This window comes from Myxococcus sp. MH1 (assembly GCF_059738865.1).
Map to the genome: position 1 here is coordinate 5,718,465 of NZ_AP026947.1, position 21,223 is coordinate 5,739,687.

Genomic DNA, 21,223 nt, shown 5'->3' on the forward strand with positions numbered 1-21,223 from the left:
ACCCTGAGAGGCGTATGGAACTGGATCCCCTCTGGTACAAGAAGGCCCTCATCTACGAGCTGCATCTAAGAGCGTTCCACGACTCCAACGGCGACGGCCACGGGGACATCCCGGGCCTCATCGAGAAGCTGCCCTACCTCCAGGACCTGGGGGTCGACTGTCTGTGGATCCTCCCGCACTACCCCTCCCCCCTGCGCGATGACGGCTACGACATCGCGGACTTCTACGGCGTGCATCCGGACTACGGCACGCTCGCGGACTTCCAGCGCATGGTGGACGAGGCGCACAAGCGCGGCATCCGCATCATCACCGAGCTGGTCGTCAACCACACCAGCGACCAGCACCCCTGGTTCCAGGAGGCCCGGAGCGATCCGAAGAGCCCCAAGCGCGACTGGTACGTCTGGAGCGACACCGAGGACAAGTACAAGGGCGCGCGCATCATCTTCACCGACACGGAGCGCTCCAACTGGACGTGGGACCCGGTGGCCAAGCAGTACTTCTGGCACCGCTTCTTCAGCCACCAGCCGGACCTGAACTACGACAACCCCCAGGTGCAGGAAGCCATGCTGGACATCATGCGCTTCTGGCTGAACATGGGCGTGGACGGCTTCCGGTGCGACGCGGTGCCCTACCTCTTCGAGCGCGAGGGCACCAACTGCGAGAACCTCCCGGAGACGCACGCCTTCCTCAAGCGCCTGCGCAAGACGATTGATTCGGAGTACCCGGGGAAGATGCTGCTCGCGGAGGCCAACCAGTGGCCCGCCGACGTGCGCGTCTATTTCGGCGAGGGCGACGAGTTCAACATGGGCTTCCACTTCCCGGTGATGCCGCGCCTGTTCATGGGCGTGCGCCGGGAGGACCGCACCCCCATCGTCGAAATCATGCAGCAGACGCCGGACATCCCGGAGTCGTGTCAGTGGGCCATCTTCCTGCGCAACCACGACGAGCTGACGCTGGAGATGGTGACGGACGAGGACCGGGACTACATGTACCGGGAGTACGCCACCGACCCGCGCATGCGCATCAACCTGGGCATCCGCCGCAGGCTCGCGCCGCTGATGGACAACGGCCGCCGGCGCATCGAGCTGATGCACAGCCTGCTGTTCACCCTGCCCGGCACGCCGGTGATGTACTACGGCGACGAGATCGGCATGGGGGACAACATCTACCTGGGCGACCGCAACGGCGTGCGCACGCCCATGCAGTGGACGGGAGACCGCAACGCGGGCTTCAGCCGGGCGGACTACGCCCGCCTCTACGCGCCCGTCATCGCGGACCCCGTCTACGGCTATCAGTCCATCAACGTCGAATCGCAGGAGCGCGTGAAGTCCAGCCTCCTGCATTGGGTGAAGCGGATGATTCGCATCCGCCAGCGCTACCCGGTGTTCTCGCTGGGGAAGCTGCGGTTCATCTCCCTGGAGAACCGCAAGGTGCTGGCGTTCGTGCGGGAATGGGAGGGCCAGACGGTGCTCGTGGTGTGCAACCTGTCGCGCTTCTCGCAGCCAGCGGTGCTGGACCTGCGCGAGTGGCAGGGCATGGTGCCCGTGGAGTTGATTGGCGACACACCGTTCCCGCGTATCAGTGACCTGCCCTATCAGCTGTCGATGGGGCCCTTCATGTTCCTGTGGTTTCGGCTGGACCAGCCGGTGCCCGGAGGGAGCCGAGCATGACGACCTTGGACCTGACGAAACTGCCCGAACACCTCAAGAGCCAGCGCTGGTTCTCCGGCAAGGCGTGGCCCATCAAGCAGGTCAGCGTGGTGGACCACGCCAACCTGGACGCCACCCCGTGCAACCTGTCGCTCGCCGTGGTGGAGGTCGTCTACGAGTTGGGGCAGCCGGAGCGCTATCTGCTGCCGGTGAAGCCCTCGACGGACGGCATCAAGGACGCGCTCGAGGACGACGGGTGCCTGCGCGCGCTGTTCGACCTCATCCGCGACGGCGCGCAGATTCCCTCCGCCTCCGGCCGCGTGGTGGGCGAGTGGATTGGCGGCCCCGAGGGCCTGCTGGGCCTGCCCTCCCCCCTCCCCGTGCGGCGGCTGCTGGTGGAGCAGAGCAACACGTCGGTGGTGCTCGGAGAGAAGGTCATCGTGAAGATCATCCGCAAGCTCGAGGCGGGCGTGAATCCCGAGTACGAGGTGGGGCGCTTCCTCGCCACGCGCACCTCGTTCCGCGCCACGCCCGTGCTCCTGGGCGCGCTGCGGCTGGAGGGCGCCGCCGGGGCCACGCTCGCGCTGGTGCACCGGTTCGTGCCCGACTCGGTGGACGGCTGGAAGTACACGCTGGAGCGGATGCGCCAGGCGCGGCCGGTGGGCGACCGGTTCCTGAGCGAGATGGAGGAGCTGGGGGCGCGGCTGGGAGACCTGCACCAGGCCTTCGGCTCGGCGCCGCTGGACGACACGGCGTTCGCGCCGGAACCGCTGCTCCAGGAGGACCTGCAGCGCTGGAGCGCGTCCATCGTGGGCGAGCTGGGCGTGACGCTGGCGGAGGCCGGTCGGCTGCATGCGGACCTGGAGAAGCGGCGGGAGCGGCTCATCGAGCACGCGAAGCGGCTCGCGCAGGTGACGCCGTCCGGACAGAAGATCCGCATCCACGGAGATCTGCACCTGGGTCAGGTGCTGCGGGCCAATGACCAGTGGCTCATCTTCGACTTCGAGGGGGAGCCGGCGCGCAGCTTCACGTCCAGGCGGGAGAAGTACAGCCCGCTGCGCGACGTGGCGGGGATGATCCGCTCGTTCGACTACGCGGAGGCCACGGTGGCGCTCGAGGGTGGGACGCCTCGGGGACGGGTGGGCCCCAGCCGCGATGCCTTCCTGTCGGGCTATCGCAAGGCGACCCAGGGAGCGGCCTTCCTGCCCTCGGACGACGCGGCATTCGACACGATGCTGCGCGCGTTCGAGCTGGAGAAGCTCCTGTACGAAGTGAGGTATGAGATGGCGAACCGGCCCGACTGGGTGCGCATCCCCGTCGAGGCCCTCATGCGGATGGAGGAAGGCCAGTGAGGAAGCCCGCGGACAAGGCGCAGGTCGACGCGGAGTTGCAGCGCGTGGTGGAGCTGCGGCACCCGGAGCCCCACTCCGTGCTCGGCATCCATCCGGACGGTGACGGCGTGGTGATTCGTGCCTTCCGCCCGGAGGCCGTGGCCATCCACGTGCTCCCGGAGTTCGGCGGGCGCGTGCCGATGAGCCACCGGCTGGGTGGCGTCTTCGAGGCGCGCGTGAATGGCCGCGACAAGACCTTCGGCTACCTGCTGGAGGTGGAGTACCCCGGCAAGCGTGTCTTCACGCTGAGAGACCCCTACAGCTTCCTGCCCACGCTCGGGGAGATGGACCTGTACTACGCGGGCGAGGGGCGCCACGAGCGGCTCTGGGAGCGGATGGGCGCGCACCTGAGCCACCACAACGGCACGCGCGGCGTGGCCTTCGCGGTGTGGGCGCCCACGGCGGCGGGCGTGTCCGTGGTGGGCGACTTCAACAGCTGGGACGGGCGGCTGCACGCCATGCGGCGCATGGGGGCCTCCGGCATCTGGGAGCTGTTCGTCCCCGAGGTGGGCGAAGGCGCGCGCTACAAGTTCGAGATCCGTCCGGGCCAGGGTGGGCCCCGGGTGTTGAAGTCGGACCCGTTCGCGTTCCGCACGGAGGTGCCGCCGGCGACGGCGTCGGTGGTGCACGACCTGGGGCGGTACGACTGGGGGGACACGCCGTGGTTGGAGACGCGCGCGAAGCACGAGGACGTCGCGCACCAGCCGTGGAGCGTCTACGAGGTGCACCTGGGGAGCTGGCGCCGCGTCGTGGAGGATGGCGACCGGCCGATGACGTACCGGGAGCTGGCGCCCGCGCTGGCGGAGTACGTGAAGTACATGGGCTTCACCCACGTGGAGCTGTTGCCCGTGTCGGAGCATCCGTACGGTGGCTCGTGGGGGTATCAGGTCAGCGGCTACTACGCGCCCACGGCGCGCTTCGGACATCCGGATGACTTCCGGTTCCTGGTGGACCACCTGCACCAGGAGGGCATCGGCGTCATCGTGGACTGGGTGCCGGGGCACTTCCCCCGGGACGCGCATGCGCTGGGCGAGTTCGACGGCACCGCGCTGTACGAGCACGCGGACCCTCGCAAGGGGGCGCAACCGGATTGGGGGACGCTGGTCTTCAACTTCGGCCGCAACGAGGTGCGCAACTTCCTCATCGCGAACGCGCTGTTCTGGATCGAGGAGTACCACATCGACGGACTGCGCGTGGACGCGGTGGCGTCGATGCTCTACCTCGACTACAGCCGCAAGCAGGGCGAGTGGATCCCCAACCGTTGGGGTGGCCGGGAGAACGAGGAGGCCATCCAGTTCCTGCGCGAGCTCAACGACACCGTGCGCCGCAAGCACCCGGGCGTGGTGGTCATCGCCGAGGAGTCCACGGCATGGCCCAAGGTCTCCGCGCCGACGAGCGAGGGCGGCCTGGGCTTCCACTTCAAGTGGAACATGGGGTGGATGCACGACACGCTGTCGTACTTCTCGAAGGACCCCATCTACCGGCAGTACCACCACAACCAGCTGACGTTCGGGCTGCTGTATGCGTTCAGCGAGCACTTCATGTTGCCGCTGAGCCATGACGAGGTGGTGCACGGCAAGGGCAGCCTGTACGGGCGCATGCCGGGAGACCCTTGGCAGAAGCGGGCGAACCTGCGCGCGCTGTTCGCGTGGATGTGGGCGCACCCCGGCAAGAAGCTGCTCTTCATGGGCGGAGAGTTCGGCCAGCCGGCGGAGTGGAACCACGACAAGAGCCTGGACTGGCACCTGACGCAGGACCCGGGGCACGGCGGCATCATGCGTCTGGTGGCGACGCTGAACCGCGTGTACCGGGAGCTGCCGGCGCTGCACGACGCGGACAGCGAGCCGGTGGGGTTCCAGTGGCTGCAGCCGGACTCGGCGGCGTCGAACGTGCTGGCGTTCGTGAGGCGATCACGGCAGCCAGGGCGTCATGTGGTGTGCGTGGCGAATCTGTCGCCCGCGGTGCGTGAGAACTACCGCGTGGGCTTCCCGCTGCACACGAGCTACGCGGAGATCGTCAACTCCGACGCGGGCGAGTTCGGCGGCTCCAACGTGGGGAACCTGGGACAGCTCCACACGGAGCCCACGCCCTGGGATGGGCAGCCGGCGTCCGCGCTGATCACCCTGCCCCCGTTGTCCGTGCTGTGGTTCACGCCGGGCTGAGACTTCCGCGGGCGGCGTGAAGTCCGCGCCGCCCATGAGATGTCTGTGTATTCAACAAATCAATCACAGACAACAAATTTGTGTTTGTGATTAATTTGTCGCGGCCGGAAAACCACTGAACATCGGACCATGTAGGCATTGCCCTCATTCCGGGCGACCTGGGGCCCTCGAAAACCACTAAACATCAGAGCATGTAGGCATTGCCCTTGAAATGGCGTGATTTTCAGGCCACGCCAGGGCACTGATAAAGCGTGCATGTAGGCATGGCGATCAGGATCGCAGGTGATCGCGATCGCAGCCGCACGAGTGCCAGGGACAGGGGTGGAAGACCCACCTGCACTGAGACTCAGTGGGTCGGGATCTTGAGTGATTTCAGGCGGATGTCATTCAACACATGAGAATTGCTGAACAAATCGAGCAGCCCCTGTTACCGCAAGAGCCTGCATGTTTGTTCATGTAGGTACGGCAATTCTGATCCGCGAGTTATCGTGCTCCATCCGCCTTCGCGATCCTCGAACTTCGGGTTGAAAACGAACCTACCAAACGTAAGTTACCAAGAGTACGCAGCGGTCCGCAGGTGACCGTCGTCTGGAGCTTCCGCCATGCATGCCCTCATCGTCGTCGCGCATCCTGAAGAGAAGTCGCTCACCCACGGCATCGCCGCCCGGATAGGGGCTGCTGTGGAGGGTGCGGGGCATACGTTCGAGCTCGCAGACCTGTCAGCGGAGGGGTTTGATCCGCGGTTCAGCGAGGCGGACCTGGCGGTGCATCGCAGACAGGAGACGCCGCCGCAGGATGTCCTGGTCGAGCAGGCGCGAATCGACCGCGCGGACACGTTGGTGTTGGTCTACCCCGTGTATTGGTGGTCGATGCCGGCGTTGTTGAAGGGGTGGATCGATCGGGTGTTCTCGAACGGGTGGGCGTTCGACTTCGGGTTGAACACGGGGTTGGAGAAGAAGTTGAGGCACCTGAAGGTGCACCTGGTCGCCATCGCCGGCGCGGACCTGCGGACCTATGCGCGGCACGGGTACTTCGGGGCGATGAAGACGCAGATCGACCACGGCATCTTCGACTACTGCGGAGCGAAGGTCGTCACCTCGGAGCTGCTGGTCGACTCGGAGACCCAGGACCCCAAGGTCCACCTGAAGACCGCGCATGCACTGGGGACGAAGCTCTTCGGCGCCACGGAGCAGGCACGCGGCGCGGATGCCGCCTGAATGAGCGTGGGTCGACAGCAGCCCTTCGACCCAGCAACAAGTCCAGTGGGAGACAATTTCATGACTAGCTAGTATTTCACGATCCCTGGCGACGACGCACGCTCTCGAATGGGGAGCCTTCGCCAAGAGGACTTTGGATGCTGCCACGATGGTCGATCCCCCTAATCCTCGTGCTGTTGTCTGCATGCAGCGGCACCACGAGGTCCGTTCGACTCCAGACGGGCCGTGATGCCCCCATCCTCCTGACGCCACGCGGCGCCGGGGCCGCGCCGGTTGAAGTGGATGAGGACGACTTCGTTGACGCCATGAAGAGGCTGTCGCGCGGCGTGCGGCTGCCAAGTCATCCCCAGGAAGCAGCTCGGCGATTGTTCGAGATGGATGCGCGCAGCGGCACGTACCTGTACGAGCCACGTGGGCACCGCGTCATCCCGCTGGGACCAAGCGAGCATCTGGAGAGCGAACAACCCGCCCCAGAAGTCGCGCTGACACGCGCCTACCTGCGCTGGTGCGAACGTACGAACAAACCCAGCGATTGCCTGAGCATCCTGACAGAGAACCCCACCGTCACTGGAGATGGTCGTTACGCCCTTGCCATGGCGCAGGCCCAGGGGGCCGTGTGGGACGAGATGATGGACGCCTTCGAGGACATGGCCGATCCCCAGGCCGTGATGTCGGCGGTCCTTTGGACATGGACCACGTACTGCATCCTGCTCACGGTTCCCGAGCCCTTCTCGAAGGGTGTGGCCGCGGTGATGACTGCCTCGCTCATTGCCTACGTAGGGCTCGACACGTTCTGGAGTCTCATCGTCGGTTTCAAGCAATTGATGGCGGAGGCGGAGCGAGCGACCACGTTCGACGAACTCCGCGAGGCGGGAATGCGATACGGCCAGGTCATGGGCCGCAACGCGGCGCGCGCGTTCGCCATGCTGGCCATGGCGGCCATCGGAAACACGGCGGCGGGTCTGGGCTCGAAGGTGTCAGGGCTCCCAGCCGCCGCGCAGGCAGCGGTGCAGGCCGAAGCACAGGTGGGAATCCGGCTCGCTGCGGTCGCTGAAGTCAGCGCGGTGGCGGTGAGCGCCGAAACCGTCACCATCGCCCTCGCCCCCGGCGCCGTGGCCATGGCGGTGAGTGGCACTAGCGCAGGCACGGCCACCAAGGTCCAGCCGGCGGGCTACAGGGCCTGGGGGTCGTACAGCGGCTTCAAGAAGGCCATGGGCCCGGCGGGAAAAGACAAGGAGTGGCACCACATCGTCGAGCAGACCCCAGGAAACGTGAATCGCTTCGGGCCCCAGGCGCTTCACAACACCGAGAACGTCATCCCGATGGACAAGCTCCTGCACACGGACGTCAGCGCGTTCTTCTCTTCGATTCGACGCGATATTACGGGCTCGCCATTGACCGTACGGCAATGGTTGAGCACACAGTCGTACGGGGCCCAGCGTGATTTTGGACTGCTGGCCATCGAGAACGTGGCGAAGGGGCTCTGGTGATGGACCTGGAAAAGCTCGTCGAGGAATTCGCGCTGAACGTGGCGGCGCAGAACGAAGCCATCTTCCGGGGAGACGCCAAGACGGGGAACAAGCACGCCAGGAAGTACGGTGCTGCCGTCGATACGTTGCTGTCTCACGGAGATAAAGGGCGCGATGCGCTTCTCGTCCTGCTCAAGCACGAACGAATGGATGTGCGAGTGATGGCTGCTGCCCATTTGCTCCGCTATCGAACGGCCGAGGCCAAAGCGGTCTTGGAAGAGGCCGCCAAGGGAAAGGGGCTTGTCCCCTTCGGAGCGCAGCAGGCCTTGAAGCGATGGGAAGAAGGAACCTGGGCGCTCGACCCGGGGTAGCCACCTACCGTCATGAACGGTGAGGCGAGGGCCCTGTAGCCCCCGCCCCCATGCCCCGAGGTGCGATGCCTCCGACGGCTCTCGTTCAGACTCACGCCGATTCACGAAGCGACATCAGCAGCACCCGATCCCAACTCGGCTCCACGCTCGAAGCCGCCGCGAGCAGCGCGAGCGCGATGCCCGCCGTTCCCTCCAACAGCCCAGGGCGATCCACCCACGAGGGCACACCCCGCGCATCCTGCCCCCAGAAGGCAAAGCCCCCGACTCCCCTCCCCGGCTGCCCGAAGCGCAGCGCATGCTCCAGCCACCGCCGCGCCGTGCTCGCGAAGAGCTCCTCCCCCGTGGCCTGATGAAACCGGTTGTAGATGTGGAGAAGCCCCGCCGCGCCATGGCACAACGGCGCATCCTTCACCCCGGAGTCCTCCAGCGGGCGCCTCGCGGCCTCACGCGCCATGTCCAGCGCCTCGGCCGCCCAGCCAGGCTCCCCCACGGCACTCGCCGCCGTGAACAGCACCAGCGACACGCCCGGATCTCCGTAGCACCACGCGGCGCGAGTGGGTTGCGGCGTCTTGCCAGCAACAACCCCGTGCGGAAATCGTCGCCCCACGAGTGGCAGTCGCTGCGCCATCACCCAGGACCACACACCGTCCAACAATCCCCGGGCCTCTGACTCCGCCACCCCAGCCCTCACGGCCCCCGCCAACACCGCGATGACGCCCGGCACACCATGTGCCACGCCCAGGTCGTGCCCCCCCTCGGGCGACTCGCGCCGCCAGGTCTCTCCCAGTCGAGCGACCACACCCTCCAGGCAACGCCGTGCATCCGCCCGGGGCAAACGTTCCAACGCATACACCCCCAACCCCACCAACCCCGAGAGCAGCTCCACGGGCCCCGTCCAGGGAGCCACGGCCAGCCGCTGGGCCAGCGCCGCGTCCACCTCCTCCAACGCGTCGCCGCCCTCCCCCAGGTGCTCCAACGCCCACGCCACCCCGCTCACACCCGAATGCAGCGACATCCCCATGGGACGTGACGCCACCGCCTCCATCGCGTCATCCAGCAGCCCCCGCGCCAACCCCGCGTGATGCGCGGACGCGGCCACCTTGTCCATCCAGGCGAACAGCAGCGCCAGGCCCGAGTCTCCAGACGCCAGCGATGCATCCGGAACACGCTGCGAGAGGGACTCCTCGATCGCCCGAGCCAACCCCTGAACGACCTGGAGCACCTCTTCCTGAAGCGCCCCTGCCACCAGGGGCCGCCAACTCGCGGAGCAGTCCATGTCTCCGTTCATGTTTCATGTCTCAAGACGTCACGCGCCACAAAACCCATCACAGACAGGCGCGCCGAGTCTGAAACACCCCAGACCTGATACATTCTCGACCCAGCTCGCGCGACAGGGTGCCCAGCCAACCACGGGCTGACCGGGCACCCCAGGCCTTCGACTCCCGCGTCACGGTGAGCACCGCGACACGGAAAGACGACTACGGATCGACCTGACCAGCCACCTCGGGAGAGGTCTCGATCACACCGCACTTGCCCGAGGGGAAGTTGGTGTAGGGGTTGGTGGTGCCGGTGCCACCGACAACGCCATCCAGCATCTGGAGCGCACCCTCGTCCATGGAGCGCAGCGTCTCGCGGTGAAGGGTGAGCTTGCGCTTCGCGACGACCGTCTTCTTCGGCTCGTTCACAAGAACTCCTGATCAGTGAGGGGGATGACGACACGGGTTTCACGTCACGAAACATGACGCGGTGCAGAATCCGTCACGACAACCTTCCGTGGCGGACAGCTTGACTCCTAACTCAAACAATCAAGTCAAGAAAAGGTGGGTCATAAAGAAATGGGCGGATTGACGGATGACGCGCACATCCATTATCCGGAGACTCGCGACACAGTCCGTCACCTTGAGACATCCTTGACCGCCGCCGATGCTCGCTCCCCCTCCGTGCGGAGGGCTCCCTTCCGACACGACGGCTTCCTGGCCATCCGCACGCCCCTGCTTCCGCTGGACGTGCTGGTGGAGTGGGCGCGCGGACTCGAGGCGCCGGGAGCCCGACCCGAGGACCTCGAAGCGGCGCTGGCACGGGATCGCGTGCTGCTGCGCCAACGCCTGCGCGCGCACGTGGAGGATCCGCTGGTGCGCGAGGCGCTGTTCATCGCCTCGCCCTCGTTGATGGACAGCCTGTCGACATGGCTGGAGTCACCCGGGTCCGAAGCGGGCCAGAAGGTGGAGCACACCCTGGTGCGCTACCTGGCGCGCATGGCCGGTCGCGCCACCCCGTTCGGCCTGTTCGCGGGCCACGCCGTGGGCGACCTGGGTGAGACCGCGTCGCTGCGCATCCAGGGGCGCACCGGTGTGCGCCGTCACACGCGGCTGGACATGGACTACGTGAGCGCCCTGGTGTCTCACGTATCGCGGGAGCCGGAGGTTCGACGCGCGCTCCGCTACGTCCCCAACTCCAGCCTGTATCGTGCCGGTGGCCAGCTTCGCTACATGGAGTCCCGGCTGAACGGCCGCGAGCGCTCGTATCACCTGGTCGCGGTGGAGCCCGAACCCCACCTGGAGACCACCCTGGAGAAGGCCCGCGGTGGCGCGCCACTCGCGACGTTGGCCAACGCGCTGGTCTCGACCGAGGGTGTCTCCGAGGAGGAGGCCCTCGAGTATCTGGAGAGCCTGGTGCAGGCGCAGCTGCTGGTGAGCACGTGGGCGCCCGTCGTCACCGGCCCCGAGCCCCTGCCTTCGCTGCTGGAGTCCGCGCGGGACCTCCCCGCGCTGTCGACCGTGAGCGAGCGACTCACGCAGGTCACCACCACGCTGACCGACCTGGACTCGAGGCCTCCGGGCCTGCCGCCGGAGACCTACCGCGAAGTCGCCAGGACGCTCGAGGCATTGCCGGTCCCCGTGGAGCTGTCGCGCCTGTTCCAGGTGGACATGTTCCGCCCCGCGCACGAGGTGCGTCTGCCGCGTCGCGTGTTGGACGAGGTGGTGCGAGGCGTGACGCTGCTCCAGCGCATCTCTCCCGCGGCGGGAGAAGGAACCGCCCTGGGCCGTTTCCGCCAGCGCCTGCTGGAACGCTACGAGGGACGTCCAGTGCCGCTGCTGGAGGCCCTGGATGAAGAGAGCGGCGTCGGCTTCATGACGTCACGAGGTCCGGGCGCGGGCACCGGCCCGCTGCTCGCGGGCTTCTTCTTCCCCGGCAAGGGTGGACAGGAGGGCCCCCGGTGGGAGCCGCGCTGGACACACCTGCTCCACCGGCTGGAGTCCGTACGCCGCTCGGGTGCGGTGGAGCTGGTGCTGGACGAGTCGGACCTCCAGGCCCTGGAAGCCCGCCGCCCTGCGCGGCTGCCGGAGTCCTTCGGCGTGGTGGGCACGGTGCTGGCGGATTCACCGGAGGCCGTGGAGGCGGGGCGCTTCCGCTTCCTGCTGGAGAACGTGCATGGCCCCTCGGGAGCGCTCTACCTGGGGCGCTTCTGCCATGGGGACAAGGAGCTGGAAGCCGCGGTGCGGCGCTACCTGCAGGCCGAGGAGGCCCTGCGACCCGACGCCCTGTTCGCGGAGGTGGTGCACATGCCCGAGGGCCGCGTGGGCAACATCCTCTGCCGCCCCGCGCTGCGAGAGCACGACCTGGTCTTCCTCGGCCGCTCCGGTCTGCCGGAGTCGTCGCAGCTCCCGATGACGGACCTGTGGGTGTCGGTGGAGGGCCACCGCATCGTGCTGCGCTCGGGCCGAGAGGGCCGCGAGGTCGTGCCGCGCTTGACGAACGCGCACAACTTCGGTGCTCGCGGCCTGGGGGCCTACCGCTTCCTGGGCGCGCTGCAATCCCAGGACGTCGACGCGCTCCGATTCGAGTGGGGGCCCTTGTCGGATGCGCCCTTCCTTCCGCGAGTGGCGCACGGACGACTGGTGCTGTCGCCCGCAACGTGGCGCGTGCGCGGCGACACGCTGAAGGCCTGGGGCGCGGCGCGAGGCGTGGCGCGCTTCGAGGCCGTGCAGCGCCATCGCGACGAGGCGCGCCTGCCGCGCTGGGTCTGCCTGAGTGACGCGGACAACCAGCTCCCCGTGGACCTGGACAACGTGCTGAGCGTCGAGTCCCTGGTGCAGGTGGTGAAGGCCCGCCCGTACGCGACGCTGGAGGAGCTGCTGCCCGGCCCCGGAGACGTGTGCATCGAGGGCGAGACCGGCCGCTATTCACACGAGGTGGTCATCCCCTTCCTCCGTCACGCGGCGGAGCCCCCTCGGCCCGCCACGAGGAGCACCGTCGAGTCGTCCGGGATGCGCACCTTCCCGCCCGGCTCGGAGTGGCTGTACGTGAAGCTGTACGGCGGCACCGGCACGCTGGACCGACTGCTGCGCACCACGTTGGGCGAGGCGATCCGCGCGGCGGTGGCCAGCGGCGCGTCGGACCGGTGGTTCTTCATCCGCTATCACGACCCCGAGCCCCACGTGCGGCTGCGCTTCCACGGCGCACCGCGGCGACTGGACACCGAGGTGTGGCCCCTGCTGCGCGACGCCTGTGCGCGGGCGCTCGCCTCGGGTGAAGCGTGGCGGCTGCAAATCGACACCTATGAGCGCGAGGTGGAGCGCTACGGAGGCCCGGCCGGAATGGAGGCTTGCGAGGCGGCATTCCAGGCGGACAGCGAGGCGGTCCTCGCCATGCTGGAGGCATACCCCGGCGACGCGGGCGCGGAGACGCGGTGGCGTCTGGGCGTGAAGGGCCTGGATGCGCTGCTCGAGGACCTGGGGATGGACCTCGACGCGAAGCTGGAGGTGATGCAGCGACTTCGCCGGAGCTTCGGCGCCGAGTTCAAGGTGGAGCGACACTTCGAGGCGCAGCTGAGCACCCGGTTCCGCAAGGAGGCTCGCGCGTTGGAGGCGCTGCTCCAGACGCCCCACGATACGGAGGGCCCCTGGCGGCCAGGGCTGCGCGCCCTCCAGCGCCGGAGCGAAGCGATGCGTCCCGTGGTCGAGCACCTGCGACACGCCCAATCGGAAGGCCGGCTCTCCGGGAAGGTGGAGGCGCTGGCGGAGAGCCTCCTGCACATGCACGTCAACCGGCTGTTGCCCGCGGACCAGCGCGCGCAGGAGCTCATCCTTTATGACTTCCTGACGCGCCTGTATCGTTCGCGCCGGGCACGGACGATGAAGACATGAGCGACGTACAGCCGCCCCCGCAGAAGCTCTTCCGACAAGAGGCGCTGGAGCATCACGCCCGGCCCGAGGCCCGAGGCGCGCTCCTGCGCATCACGCCAGGGTGGACCCACGCCGTCTGGTGGCTGGTGGTCGCGCTCGTCGTGGTGGGCGGCGTGGGCCTCGCGTTGGTGGACATCAACGACTACGCGCGGGGTCCGGTGCTGGTACGCATCAAGGGCATGGAGGAGGTCACCTCCACCGCCGGTGGCCGCGTCAGTCGGGTCCTGGTGCGCCGGGGCGAACAAGTGCGCGCGGGCCAGCCCCTGGTGGAGCTGTACGCGGGGGGCGAGACGGCGGACCGGGAGCGGATGAAGGAGGAGTTCCGCTCGCGTCTCGCCATGTGGCTGCTGGAGCCACTCAATGTCGACTCCAGGCAGGCCCTGACCACGCTCCGGGCCCAGCTCGAGCTGACCGAGGCCCGGATGGGTGAGCGCGTGCTGAAGGCCCCTTGTGATGGACAGGTGGGCGAGGTGCGCGTGCGCGAGCAGCAGTTCCTCACCGCGGGCGAGATCGTCGTGTCGCTGGTGCGCGGCGGCGCGGAGGCCTGGGCCGTGGCCCTGGTGCCCGGACAGTACCGTCCCATGCTGCGCCCCGGACAGCCGCTGCGCATGGAGCTCACCGGCTTTCCGTACGCGTGGCAGTCGCTCCAGGTCGCCTCCGTCAGCGACGAGCTGGTGGGCCCCGCCGAGGTGCGCCGCTACCTGGGGCCCGGCGTCGGGGACGCCATCACCGTGGACGACGGCCCCGTGGTGCTGGTGGAGGCCCGGCTGCCCCGGGAGACCTTCGAGTCGGATGGCGAGACCTACGCGTACCACCCCGGCATGGCCGGAGAAGCCTGGGTGAAGGTGCGCGCGCGCAATGGTTGGCTGACGCTGCTGCCGGTGCTGGAGCTGCTCGGGAAGCAACGTGACTGAGCCCACCCCACCCCCCTCGTTCCTCGAGCGCTTCCCCGCGCTGCAGCGGCTGGGCGCGCGCTTCAGCCGGCGCCGCATCCCCGTCGTCACGCAGATGGCGTCCACGGACTGCGGCGCGGCGTGCCTCGCCATGGTGCTGGGCTACTGGGGCCGCCACGTGAAGCTGGATGAGGTGCACGCGGCCGCGGGCCTCTCCATCCGGGGCATCTCCGCCCGCGCCATCCTGGAGGCCGGCCGGCGCTTCGACCTGGTGGGCCGCGCGGCCCAGGTCGACATGGACCAGCTCGACCTGCTGGAGCCGGGCGCGGTGCTGCACTGGGAGTTCCGTCACTTCATCGTCTTCGAGCGCCTGACGCGCGCGGGCGTGGAGGTGGTGGACCCGGCCTTCGGTCGGCGCCGTGTTCCGCTGGAGCAGTTCCGCAAGTCCTTCACCGGCGTGGCGCTGCTCTTCGAGCCCTCGGAGACCTTCGAGACGGCGGCGCCGCGTCGAGGACCCAATCGATACCTGCACCTGCTGCTGGAGGAGCGCCCCGCGTTGCTGCGCGTGGCGGTGATGTCGCTGCTGCTCCAGCTGTTCGCCCTGGCGCTGCCGTCGCTGACGGGCGCGGTGGTGGACCGGGTGGTGCCGGCCGGAGACGTGCCGCTGCTCGCCACGCTGGGCGCGGGGATGGCCGCGCTGGTGGGCTTCCAGTTCCTCTCGTCGCTCGTGCGCGCGCACCTGCTCCTGCAACTGCGCACGCACCTGGATGCGCGGCTGACGCTGGGCTTCCTGGACCACCTGGTGCACCTGCCGTTCTCGTTCTTCCAGCTGCGCTCGGCGGGCGACCTGATGAACCGCCTGAACAGCAACACCACGGTGCGCGAGCTGCTCACCGCGGGCACGCTGTCCGGGCTGTTGGATGGCAGCCTGGTGCTGCTCTACCTGGGGCTCCTGTTCGCCGGCAGCGCGAAGATGGGCGCGCTGGTGACGGTGCTCGCCCTGTTGCAAGGCGCGGTGTTCCTCTTCTCCAGCCGACGTCAGCGCGAGCTGATGGCGCAGAACCTGGAGGTGAGCGCGTCGGCGCAGAACTACGAGGTGGAGCTGTTCACGGGCGTGCAGACGCTGAAGGCGATGGGGCTGGAGGACCGCGCGGTGCAGCACTGGTCCAACCTCTACGTGGACGTGCTCAATGTGTCGCTGGAGCGCGGCCGGGTGTCGGCGCTCACGGACTCGCTGACCGCGACGCTGCGGATGGCGTCGCCGCTGATGGTGATGGGGTTGGGGGCGCTGCTGGTGATGGAGGGGCAGCTCACGCTCGGACAGATGCTGGCGCTCAACGCCCTGGCGGCGGGCTTCCTGCTGCCCGTCTCGAACCTGGTGACGACGGCGTTCCAGCTCCAGCTCGTGGGCAGCTATCTGGCACGCGTGGACGACGTGCTGGAGTCACCCGCCGAGCAGCTCCCGGGAGAGCGTCGCCGCAGCCACGAGGTGGCGGGGTGCATCCAGGTGGAGGGCGTGTCGTTCCGCTACGGGCCCCACTCGCCGCTGGTGGTGCGGGACGTGTCGGTCACCATCGAGCCGGGACAGTTCGTGGCCATCGTCGGCGCGTCGGGCGCGGGCAAGTCCAGCCTCGCGCACCTGCTGCTGGGGTTGTACCTGCCCAGCTCGGGCACCATCCGCTACGACGGCGTGCCCCTCCAGGACCTGGACCTCAAGGAGCTGCGGCGGCAGCTGGGAGTGGTGCTGCAGAACCCCTCGCTGTTCCGAGGCGACGTGCGTCGCAACATCGCCTATTCGGACCCGCAGCTGCCAATGGAGACCGTGCAGGAGGCGGCGCGCCGCGCGCAGGTGCATGCCGACATCGTCGCCATGCCCATGGGCTACGAGACGGTGCTGAGCGAGATGGGCTCCTCGCTGTCCGGAGGCCAGCGGCAGCGACTGGCGCTTGCGCGCGCGCTGGCTGCCAACCCCTCCATCCTCCTGCTGGACGAGGCGACGAATGCCCTGGATGCCCGGACGGAGCGGGCGGTACAGGACGCGCTGGCGGAGCTGCGCTGCACGCGGGTGGTCATCGCCCATCGGCTGAGCACCGTGCGCGAGGCGGACCTCATCCTGGTGATGAAGAACGGCCAGCTGGTGGAACAGGGAACGCATGCCGCGCTGATGGAGAAGCGCGGAGATTACTTCGAGCTGGTGTCCTCGCAGGACCGTCCCCACCAGGCCGCGGGGTAGCCGCATGCGCTTCGCGCCGGACGTCATCCTGGACCTCACGCCGCTGCCGGACAGGGTGGGCGCAGTGCCGTTCACCGAGCTGTTGGACGGGCTGCTGCGTGAGGGCTTCGACCCCGAGGGCTCGCGGCGGGTGCTGGAAGCGGCGCAAGCGAGACTGGGGCCGAGGCTGCTGCGTCCCCAGGGCGTGGACGACGGTGGCTTCCTGGTGGAGTCACCGGTGCTCTTCCCCGAGCAGGGTGCCTGGTGGTGGGTGCTCCAGCAGGGCGAGGAGCGCTGGCGCACGCGGCTGGCCGTGGAGGACGTGCCGGCGGTAGCCGGGTTCCTGCGCGCCACGGCGCTCGCCTCGACCTTGGAGGAGGTGCGCGAGGCGTGGCCCTTCGATGAGGCGGGCTGGCGTGACTCGCTCTTCGCCGCGGGGCCGCACCCCGCGCCCTGGGTGGAGCCCTCCGGTCCGGGCATCTACCGACGCGAGCATGCGAGTGTGCTCATCCGCTCGCGGACGACGTCGGTGCTGGTGGACCCGATTCCGCTCCAGCGGCGGATGAATCACGTCGGACTGGCACCGGGAAACCTGGCCCACGGGCCCCCCGACGCGTTGGCCATCACCCATGGGCATGTGGACCACTGGCACGTGCCGTCGATGCTGTCGCACCTGACGGACGCGAGCGTGCCGGTGCTGGTGCCGCGCGTGCCTCGCCCCAACCTGCTGACGATGCAGGACTTCGCCCAGGTGCTGGGCACGTGTGGCCAGCGCGCCCTGGCGCCCCAGTGGGGTGAGACGGTGCACGTGGGGGACATCCGCGTGGACGTGCTGCCCTTCTACGGCGAGCAGCCGTCGTCGGACGGTCCGCCGCTCGCCGAGGGGTTGCGGAGCTGGGGCAACTGCTACCGCTTCACCACCGAGGACTTCAGCTGCCTGTTGCTGGTGGACAGCGGGACGGACCCGGAGGGACGGATGGAGGCGGTGGTCGAGCGCTCGCGCCGGGAGCTGGGGCCGGTCGACGCGGTGCTCTCGTGCCAGCGTGAGTTCCTCTCGCCTTTCTTCGGAGGACTGAGTCACTACTGGGCCGCGCTGCCCTGGACGAGGCTGCGCGAGCTGTACGCGGACCACCTGGCCGGACGGCTGCGCAGTGCCACGGCCGGGCCCGCGGGAGTGGCCCAGGTGTGCGCCGCCGCCGGAGCACGTTGGTTCCTGCCCTACGCGAACGGCTTCGAGGGCGTGGGCCGAGCCATCCAGGACGTCGGCTGGGGACTGGGCGAGCCGTCCGAGGCCGCCTGCGGCGCGGCGGTGCGCGACCACCTGAAGGTCTTGGGCGTCGGCACGAAGGTGTTGGACTGGAGCCCCGGGGACGTGGCGCGCTTCGAGCGCGGCGAGCTGCGGTTGGACGCCGCGCGCTGACGCCCGGGCTCAAGGCGTGGTCACGACACGGCCTCGCGCACGGGGGCCGGGCTGGAGGTACACCTCCGCGACCAGTCCACTGGCCAGCTGGCTGCGCAGCGCCTCGGACACCTGGAGCAAGGCCTCGGCCTTCTGATGGCGCGAGGAGAGGTCCACCTCGGGCGACAACCGGTCAACGACGGCGGTCAGCTCCAGATTCACCGCGGGCAGGCGCACCCGCACGGTGTCACCGGGACGCACGCTTGGAGCCAGCTGCTCCGGGATGGCGAAGCGCAATCGCATCTGTTCGCTCACCAGCCTGAGCACGGGCATGCCCATGCTCACGCGCATGCCCGGTGTGAGGTACTGCTCGGTGACCGTCCCGGTGAAGGGGGCCTTCAACCGGGCCACGTTCACGTCGCGCTCGGCCTGCGCCGCGCGGGCCGTGGTCGAGGCCAGCTGGGCCTGCGCCAGTTGGAGGTCCGCCTCCGCCAGCGCCACGTCGTTCTGCGCCGTCTCCTCGGCCTGAGCGGCGGAGAAGTCCCGGATGCGCTGCTCGCGCGCGAGTCGTTGCTTGGCCTGGGCAACGACCAGCACGGCCCGGTGCACGACGGCCTCCGACGCGCGCATGTTGGCCTGACGCGTGCCCAGCTCCAGCCGGAGGGGCTCCGCGTCCAGCGCGGCGACGACCTCGCCCGCTTGCACGCGCTGCCCCAGGTGGGCCTTGACCTCGCTCAGCTGGCCTTCCACCGCGAACACCAGGTCCAGCACCTGACTGGCCACCACGACGCCCAGCAGCGGACGCGGCGCGGAGAGCACCTGCTCCTTGGGGCCCGGCTCCGAAGTCTGCGCCAGGGCACTCGCGCAGGACAGCCACAACAGTCCCGCCAGCGCCCTTCCCTGTCCGAACCTCATCGAATGCCTGGAGCCCATGCCGTTCGCCCAGTGTAGTCCATGCGGCGGGCTTGGGCAGTGGGGCAGGCGTGACGCCTCAGCTCTTGGCCTGATACAGCGCGATGATGTCGTGGATCTGGTCCGTGACGTGCCGCAGCCCGTCCGCGGCCGCGTGCGTGGTCTCCAGGCGGGCCATCGAGGTCCGCATCAGCTCCGTCTGGTCCGACACCGCGTTGAAGATCTGCGCGACGCCCGCGGACTGCTGACTCACCACCGCGGAGATCTGCCGGACCGAGTCCGCGTTGTTCTTCACCAGCGCGGACAACGTCTTCAGCTGCTCGCCGGAGTCACGGATGCTCTCGATGCCTCGACTCATGCGCTCGCCGCCCTGTCGGGTGATCTCCACCACGCCCTGGATGCGCGTGCGCGTCTCCCCGAGCACCACCCTCACCTGCTGCGTCGCCGCCACCGACTGCCCGGCCAGCCCGCGAATCTCCCGCGCCACCACCGAGAACCCCCGCCCCGCTTCGCCCGAGCGGGCCGCCTCGATGGCCGCGTTGATGGCCAGCACATTCGACTGGTCCGCCAGGTCCTGCACCGAGCGGGTGATGCCCGCGATGCGGTCCGTGTGCGCCCCCAGCGACCGGACGCGCTCGGTGAGGTCCTCGGTCTGCTCGCGCAGCGCGGCCAGCCCCTCCACGCTCTTGCCGATGGCGGCCTCCACCGCCTCGCCCATGTTCCCGGCCTCCGCCGTGGTCTCCATCATCCGCGTCGCCTGCTGCGAGGCCACCAGCGACGTCTGGCGGATCTCCTCCGCCGTCACCCGCGTCTCCTCCAGCGCCCCCGCCTGTCGGGCCAGCTCCCGGCGCTGCTCCGCCGTCGCCTGCGTCAGGGTCCGCATGGAGTCCCGCAGCGCATCCGCCGACTCCATCAGCGGCCGCACCACCCGCTCCTCCACCGCGCGCCGCGACAACTCCAGCAGCGCCTCCCGCCGCGCCGCGTCCCGCATCTCCCGCTGCCCCTGCACACAGGACGCGATGAGGAAGAGGTCCTCGAACACCACCCACGCCGTGTGCTCCAGCCAGCGCCAGGACTCCAGCGCGTGAATCCCGAAGAGCGACTCCGGCCAGAACGCCCCGCGCAGGAAGTGGTCCGCCGCCACCACGCCGCTGAACGTCAGCAGCACCCGCCAGTCGCGGTAGATGGCCAGCAGCGCCAGGGAGCCGAAGATGTGGAAGTGGGTCTCGATGCGGCCGCCCATCAGGTGGATGAGCAAGCCGGACATCAACGCCTGTCCCACCGCGATGACATGGCGCGTGGAGGCCCGCCCCGACCGCGTCAGCGCCAGGGTGACGGGCAGTGCGCCGAAGAGCAGGCCCAGCCAGACGGCGGCCTCGACATGGAAGTGGACCGAGCTCTCGAGCCCCGCCCAGGCCCTGGGGGAGATGGTCAGCGCCGCGACGATACTGCCCAGCCACTGCAAGACCATCAACGCCGCGAACGTCCGGTCCGTGCGGCGGCTCAATGCCAGACTTTGTTTCGCGTGGAGCTGTTGAGACAGCGTGGCGAGCTCCGCCTCGGAAACCTGGATCCTCATCGTGGCGAAGCCCCCGTGACCTGTGAAGGTGTTCTCAACGCACAGCCGAAGACCGGCGACTCGGAGCGCTCGGCCTCTCCCGATGACACCAACGCGCGCAGGGCCAGTCCCCCAGGACTGTCCCCCTCATGTCCGCGCGCGGAGGTGATGCCACCGCTGAAGCGCTCCGTGCCATCCGGCGCGTAGAGCACCACGTGGCCGGAGGTCACCGCGCCCAGCTCCCGCGCCACCTGCCCGTCCACGTCCGCCAGCACCTCCACGCCCGGCAAGGCCCGCGAGCGCTCCCACAGCTCCGACTGGACGAAGCCCTCGGGCGCCTCGCGGGGCGCCCAGATGTAGACCCGCGTCACCAGCCGCGCCCCCGCGAAGTGCACCAGCTTCCCCAGCTCCGTCAGCGTCGCGCGCGAGCACGCGCACTGCGGGTGGAGGAAGACGAGCAGCGCCCAGTCGCCTGGGCCACGCGCGAGCCCCAGCGACTCCGGCAGCCTCGCGGGCGGCAGGGAACGCTCACCCGCGGCGTTCGCGTAGCGCCACAGCAGGCCCATTCCCGCGATACAGGCCACGAGCCACGCGCCCACCAGACATGCCAGGACACCCGGCCGCCCCACACGATGTCTCAACCCGACCTGGGTGGAGTCCCGGGCTGATACAGCCACGGCGGGGGGTGGGTCATCCTGGACGGCCATTCTTGGCCATGCTGGAGAAATCCCGTGGATGTGGCAACCGTATTTCAGAGGAAGCAGGCATTGAGCCGCAAGGCCTGCGCATTCTCATTAATACATG

15 protein-coding genes are annotated in these 21,223 nt (G+C 68.8%); 10 read left to right on the plus strand and 5 right to left on the minus strand.

Going from position 1 to position 21,223, the window contains the following annotated elements; translation table 11 throughout:
• The first annotated feature begins 14 nt into the window (after positions 1-14).
• The 6 genes from treS to AC6JA9_RS22445 all read left to right on the plus strand — a co-directional run bounded on the left by treS (position 15) and on the right by AC6JA9_RS22445 (position 8,259).
• On the plus strand, positions 15-1,670 hold the full coding sequence (gene treS, locus AC6JA9_RS22420) for a maltose alpha-D-glucosyltransferase (protein WP_141331174.1): 1,656 nt from the start codon (positions 15-17) through the stop codon (positions 1,668-1,670).
• Positions 1,667-3,001 (plus strand): phosphotransferase, encoded by a 1,335-nt coding sequence (locus AC6JA9_RS22425; protein WP_483577954.1) that lies wholly within the window; start codon positions 1,667-1,669, stop codon positions 2,999-3,001. Before treS ends, AC6JA9_RS22425 begins: the two co-directional genes overlap by 4 nt.
• Entirely contained in the window at positions 2,998-5,202 is a 2,205-nt protein-coding gene (gene glgB, locus AC6JA9_RS22430) for a 1,4-alpha-glucan branching protein GlgB (protein ID WP_223783351.1), read from the plus strand. The genes AC6JA9_RS22425 and glgB overlap by 4 nt, the downstream gene beginning before the upstream one ends.
• 602 nt (positions 5,203-5,804) lie before the next feature.
• Positions 5,805-6,419, plus strand: a complete 615-nt coding sequence (locus AC6JA9_RS22435) for an NAD(P)H-dependent oxidoreductase (RefSeq protein WP_223783352.1) — start codon at positions 5,805-5,807, stop codon at positions 6,417-6,419.
• Between the two features lie 137 nt (positions 6,420-6,556).
• Positions 6,557-7,909: a SitA5 family polymorphic toxin gene (sitA5, locus tag AC6JA9_RS22440; protein WP_223783353.1), complete on the plus strand. Its 1,353-nt coding sequence runs from the start codon at positions 6,557-6,559 to the stop codon at positions 7,907-7,909.
• Positions 7,909-8,259, plus strand: a complete 351-nt coding sequence (locus AC6JA9_RS22445) for a DUF2019 domain-containing protein (RefSeq protein WP_223749060.1) — start codon at positions 7,909-7,911, stop codon at positions 8,257-8,259. The genes sitA5 and AC6JA9_RS22445 overlap by 1 nt, the downstream gene beginning before the upstream one ends.
• Before the next feature lie 91 nt (positions 8,260-8,350).
• On the opposite strand, the gene AC6JA9_RS22450 is transcribed toward AC6JA9_RS22445, so the two are convergent.
• Positions 8,351-9,547 carry a lanthionine synthetase C family protein gene (locus AC6JA9_RS22450; protein ID WP_497957796.1) on the minus strand — a complete coding sequence of 399 codons (1,197 nt, stop codon included), beginning with the start codon at positions 9,545-9,547 and terminating at the stop codon, positions 8,351-8,353.
• 190 nt (positions 9,548-9,737) lie between these two features.
• On the minus strand, positions 9,738-9,944 hold the full coding sequence (locus tag AC6JA9_RS22455; protein ID WP_223749062.1) for a hypothetical protein: 207 nt from the start codon (positions 9,942-9,944) through the stop codon (positions 9,738-9,740).
• 255 nt (positions 9,945-10,199) lie between these two features.
• Here AC6JA9_RS22455 and AC6JA9_RS22460 point away from each other — a divergent pair, with 255 nt between their 5' ends.
• The 4 genes from AC6JA9_RS22460 to AC6JA9_RS22475 are packed head-to-tail and all read left to right on the plus strand — an operon-like array spanning position 10,200 to position 17,970.
• Positions 10,200-13,406: a lantibiotic dehydratase gene (locus AC6JA9_RS22460; RefSeq protein WP_497957797.1), complete on the plus strand. Its 3,207-nt coding sequence runs from the start codon at positions 10,200-10,202 to the stop codon at positions 13,404-13,406.
• Positions 13,403-14,359 (plus strand): efflux RND transporter periplasmic adaptor subunit, encoded by a 957-nt coding sequence (locus AC6JA9_RS22465; RefSeq protein WP_223749064.1) that lies wholly within the window; start codon positions 13,403-13,405, stop codon positions 14,357-14,359. Before AC6JA9_RS22460 ends, AC6JA9_RS22465 begins: the two co-directional genes overlap by 4 nt.
• A complete protein-coding gene (locus AC6JA9_RS22470) occupies positions 14,352-16,571 on the plus strand; it encodes a peptidase domain-containing ABC transporter (protein WP_223783357.1) in 2,220 nt (739 codons plus the stop codon). Before AC6JA9_RS22465 ends, AC6JA9_RS22470 begins: the two co-directional genes overlap by 8 nt.
• A 4-nt stretch (positions 16,572-16,575) precedes the next feature.
• Positions 16,576-17,970 carry an MBL fold metallo-hydrolase gene (locus AC6JA9_RS22475; protein ID WP_497957798.1) on the plus strand — a complete coding sequence of 465 codons (1,395 nt, stop codon included), beginning with the start codon at positions 16,576-16,578 and terminating at the stop codon, positions 17,968-17,970.
• 9 nt (positions 17,971-17,979) lie between these two features.
• Here AC6JA9_RS22475 and AC6JA9_RS22480 read toward each other — a convergent pair whose 3' ends face one another.
• From AC6JA9_RS22480 to AC6JA9_RS22490, 3 genes are all read right to left on the minus strand, one after another.
• Positions 17,980-18,864, minus strand: coding sequence for an efflux RND transporter periplasmic adaptor subunit (locus AC6JA9_RS22480; protein WP_223749067.1), 885 nt, complete (start codon positions 18,862-18,864; stop codon positions 17,980-17,982).
• Between the two features lie 76 nt (positions 18,865-18,940).
• Positions 18,941-20,440 (minus strand): methyl-accepting chemotaxis protein, encoded by a 1,500-nt coding sequence (locus AC6JA9_RS22485; RefSeq protein ID WP_426746316.1) that lies wholly within the window; start codon positions 20,438-20,440, stop codon positions 18,941-18,943.
• Positions 20,437-21,096 carry a thioredoxin domain-containing protein gene (locus tag AC6JA9_RS22490; RefSeq protein WP_223749069.1) on the minus strand — a complete coding sequence of 220 codons (660 nt, stop codon included), beginning with the start codon at positions 21,094-21,096 and terminating at the stop codon, positions 20,437-20,439. Before AC6JA9_RS22490 ends, AC6JA9_RS22485 begins: the two co-directional genes overlap by 4 nt.
• Positions 21,097-21,223 lie beyond the last annotated feature (127 nt).

Bases quoted from the DNA above. Each gene is read 5' to 3' on its own strand.
- treS (WP_141331174.1), top strand. From the start codon at position 15: ATGGAACTGGATCCCCTCTGGTACAAGAAGGCCCTCATCTACGAGCTG.
- AC6JA9_RS22425 (WP_483577954.1), top strand. From the start codon at position 1,667: ATGACGACCTTGGACCTGACGAAACTGCCCGAACACCTCAAGAGCCAG.
- AC6JA9_RS22435 (WP_223783352.1), top strand. From the start codon at position 5,805: ATGCATGCCCTCATCGTCGTCGCGCATCCTGAAGAGAAGTCGCTCACC.
- sitA5 (WP_223783353.1), top strand. From the start codon at position 6,557: ATGCTGCCACGATGGTCGATCCCCCTAATCCTCGTGCTGTTGTCTGCA.
- AC6JA9_RS22445 (WP_223749060.1), top strand. From the start codon at position 7,909: ATGGACCTGGAAAAGCTCGTCGAGGAATTCGCGCTGAACGTGGCGGCG.
- AC6JA9_RS22450 (WP_497957796.1), bottom strand. From the start codon at position 9,547: ATGAACGGAGACATGGACTGCTCCGCGAGTTGGCGGCCCCTGGTGGCA.
- AC6JA9_RS22465 (WP_223749064.1), top strand. From the start codon at position 13,403: ATGAGCGACGTACAGCCGCCCCCGCAGAAGCTCTTCCGACAAGAGGCG.
- AC6JA9_RS22475 (WP_497957798.1), top strand. From the start codon at position 16,576: ATGCGCTTCGCGCCGGACGTCATCCTGGACCTCACGCCGCTGCCGGAC.
- AC6JA9_RS22480 (WP_223749067.1), bottom strand. From the start codon at position 18,864: ATGAGGTTCGGACAGGGAAGGGCGCTGGCGGGACTGTTGTGGCTGTCC.
- AC6JA9_RS22485 (WP_426746316.1), bottom strand. From the start codon at position 20,440: ATGAGGATCCAGGTTTCCGAGGCGGAGCTCGCCACGCTGTCTCAACAG.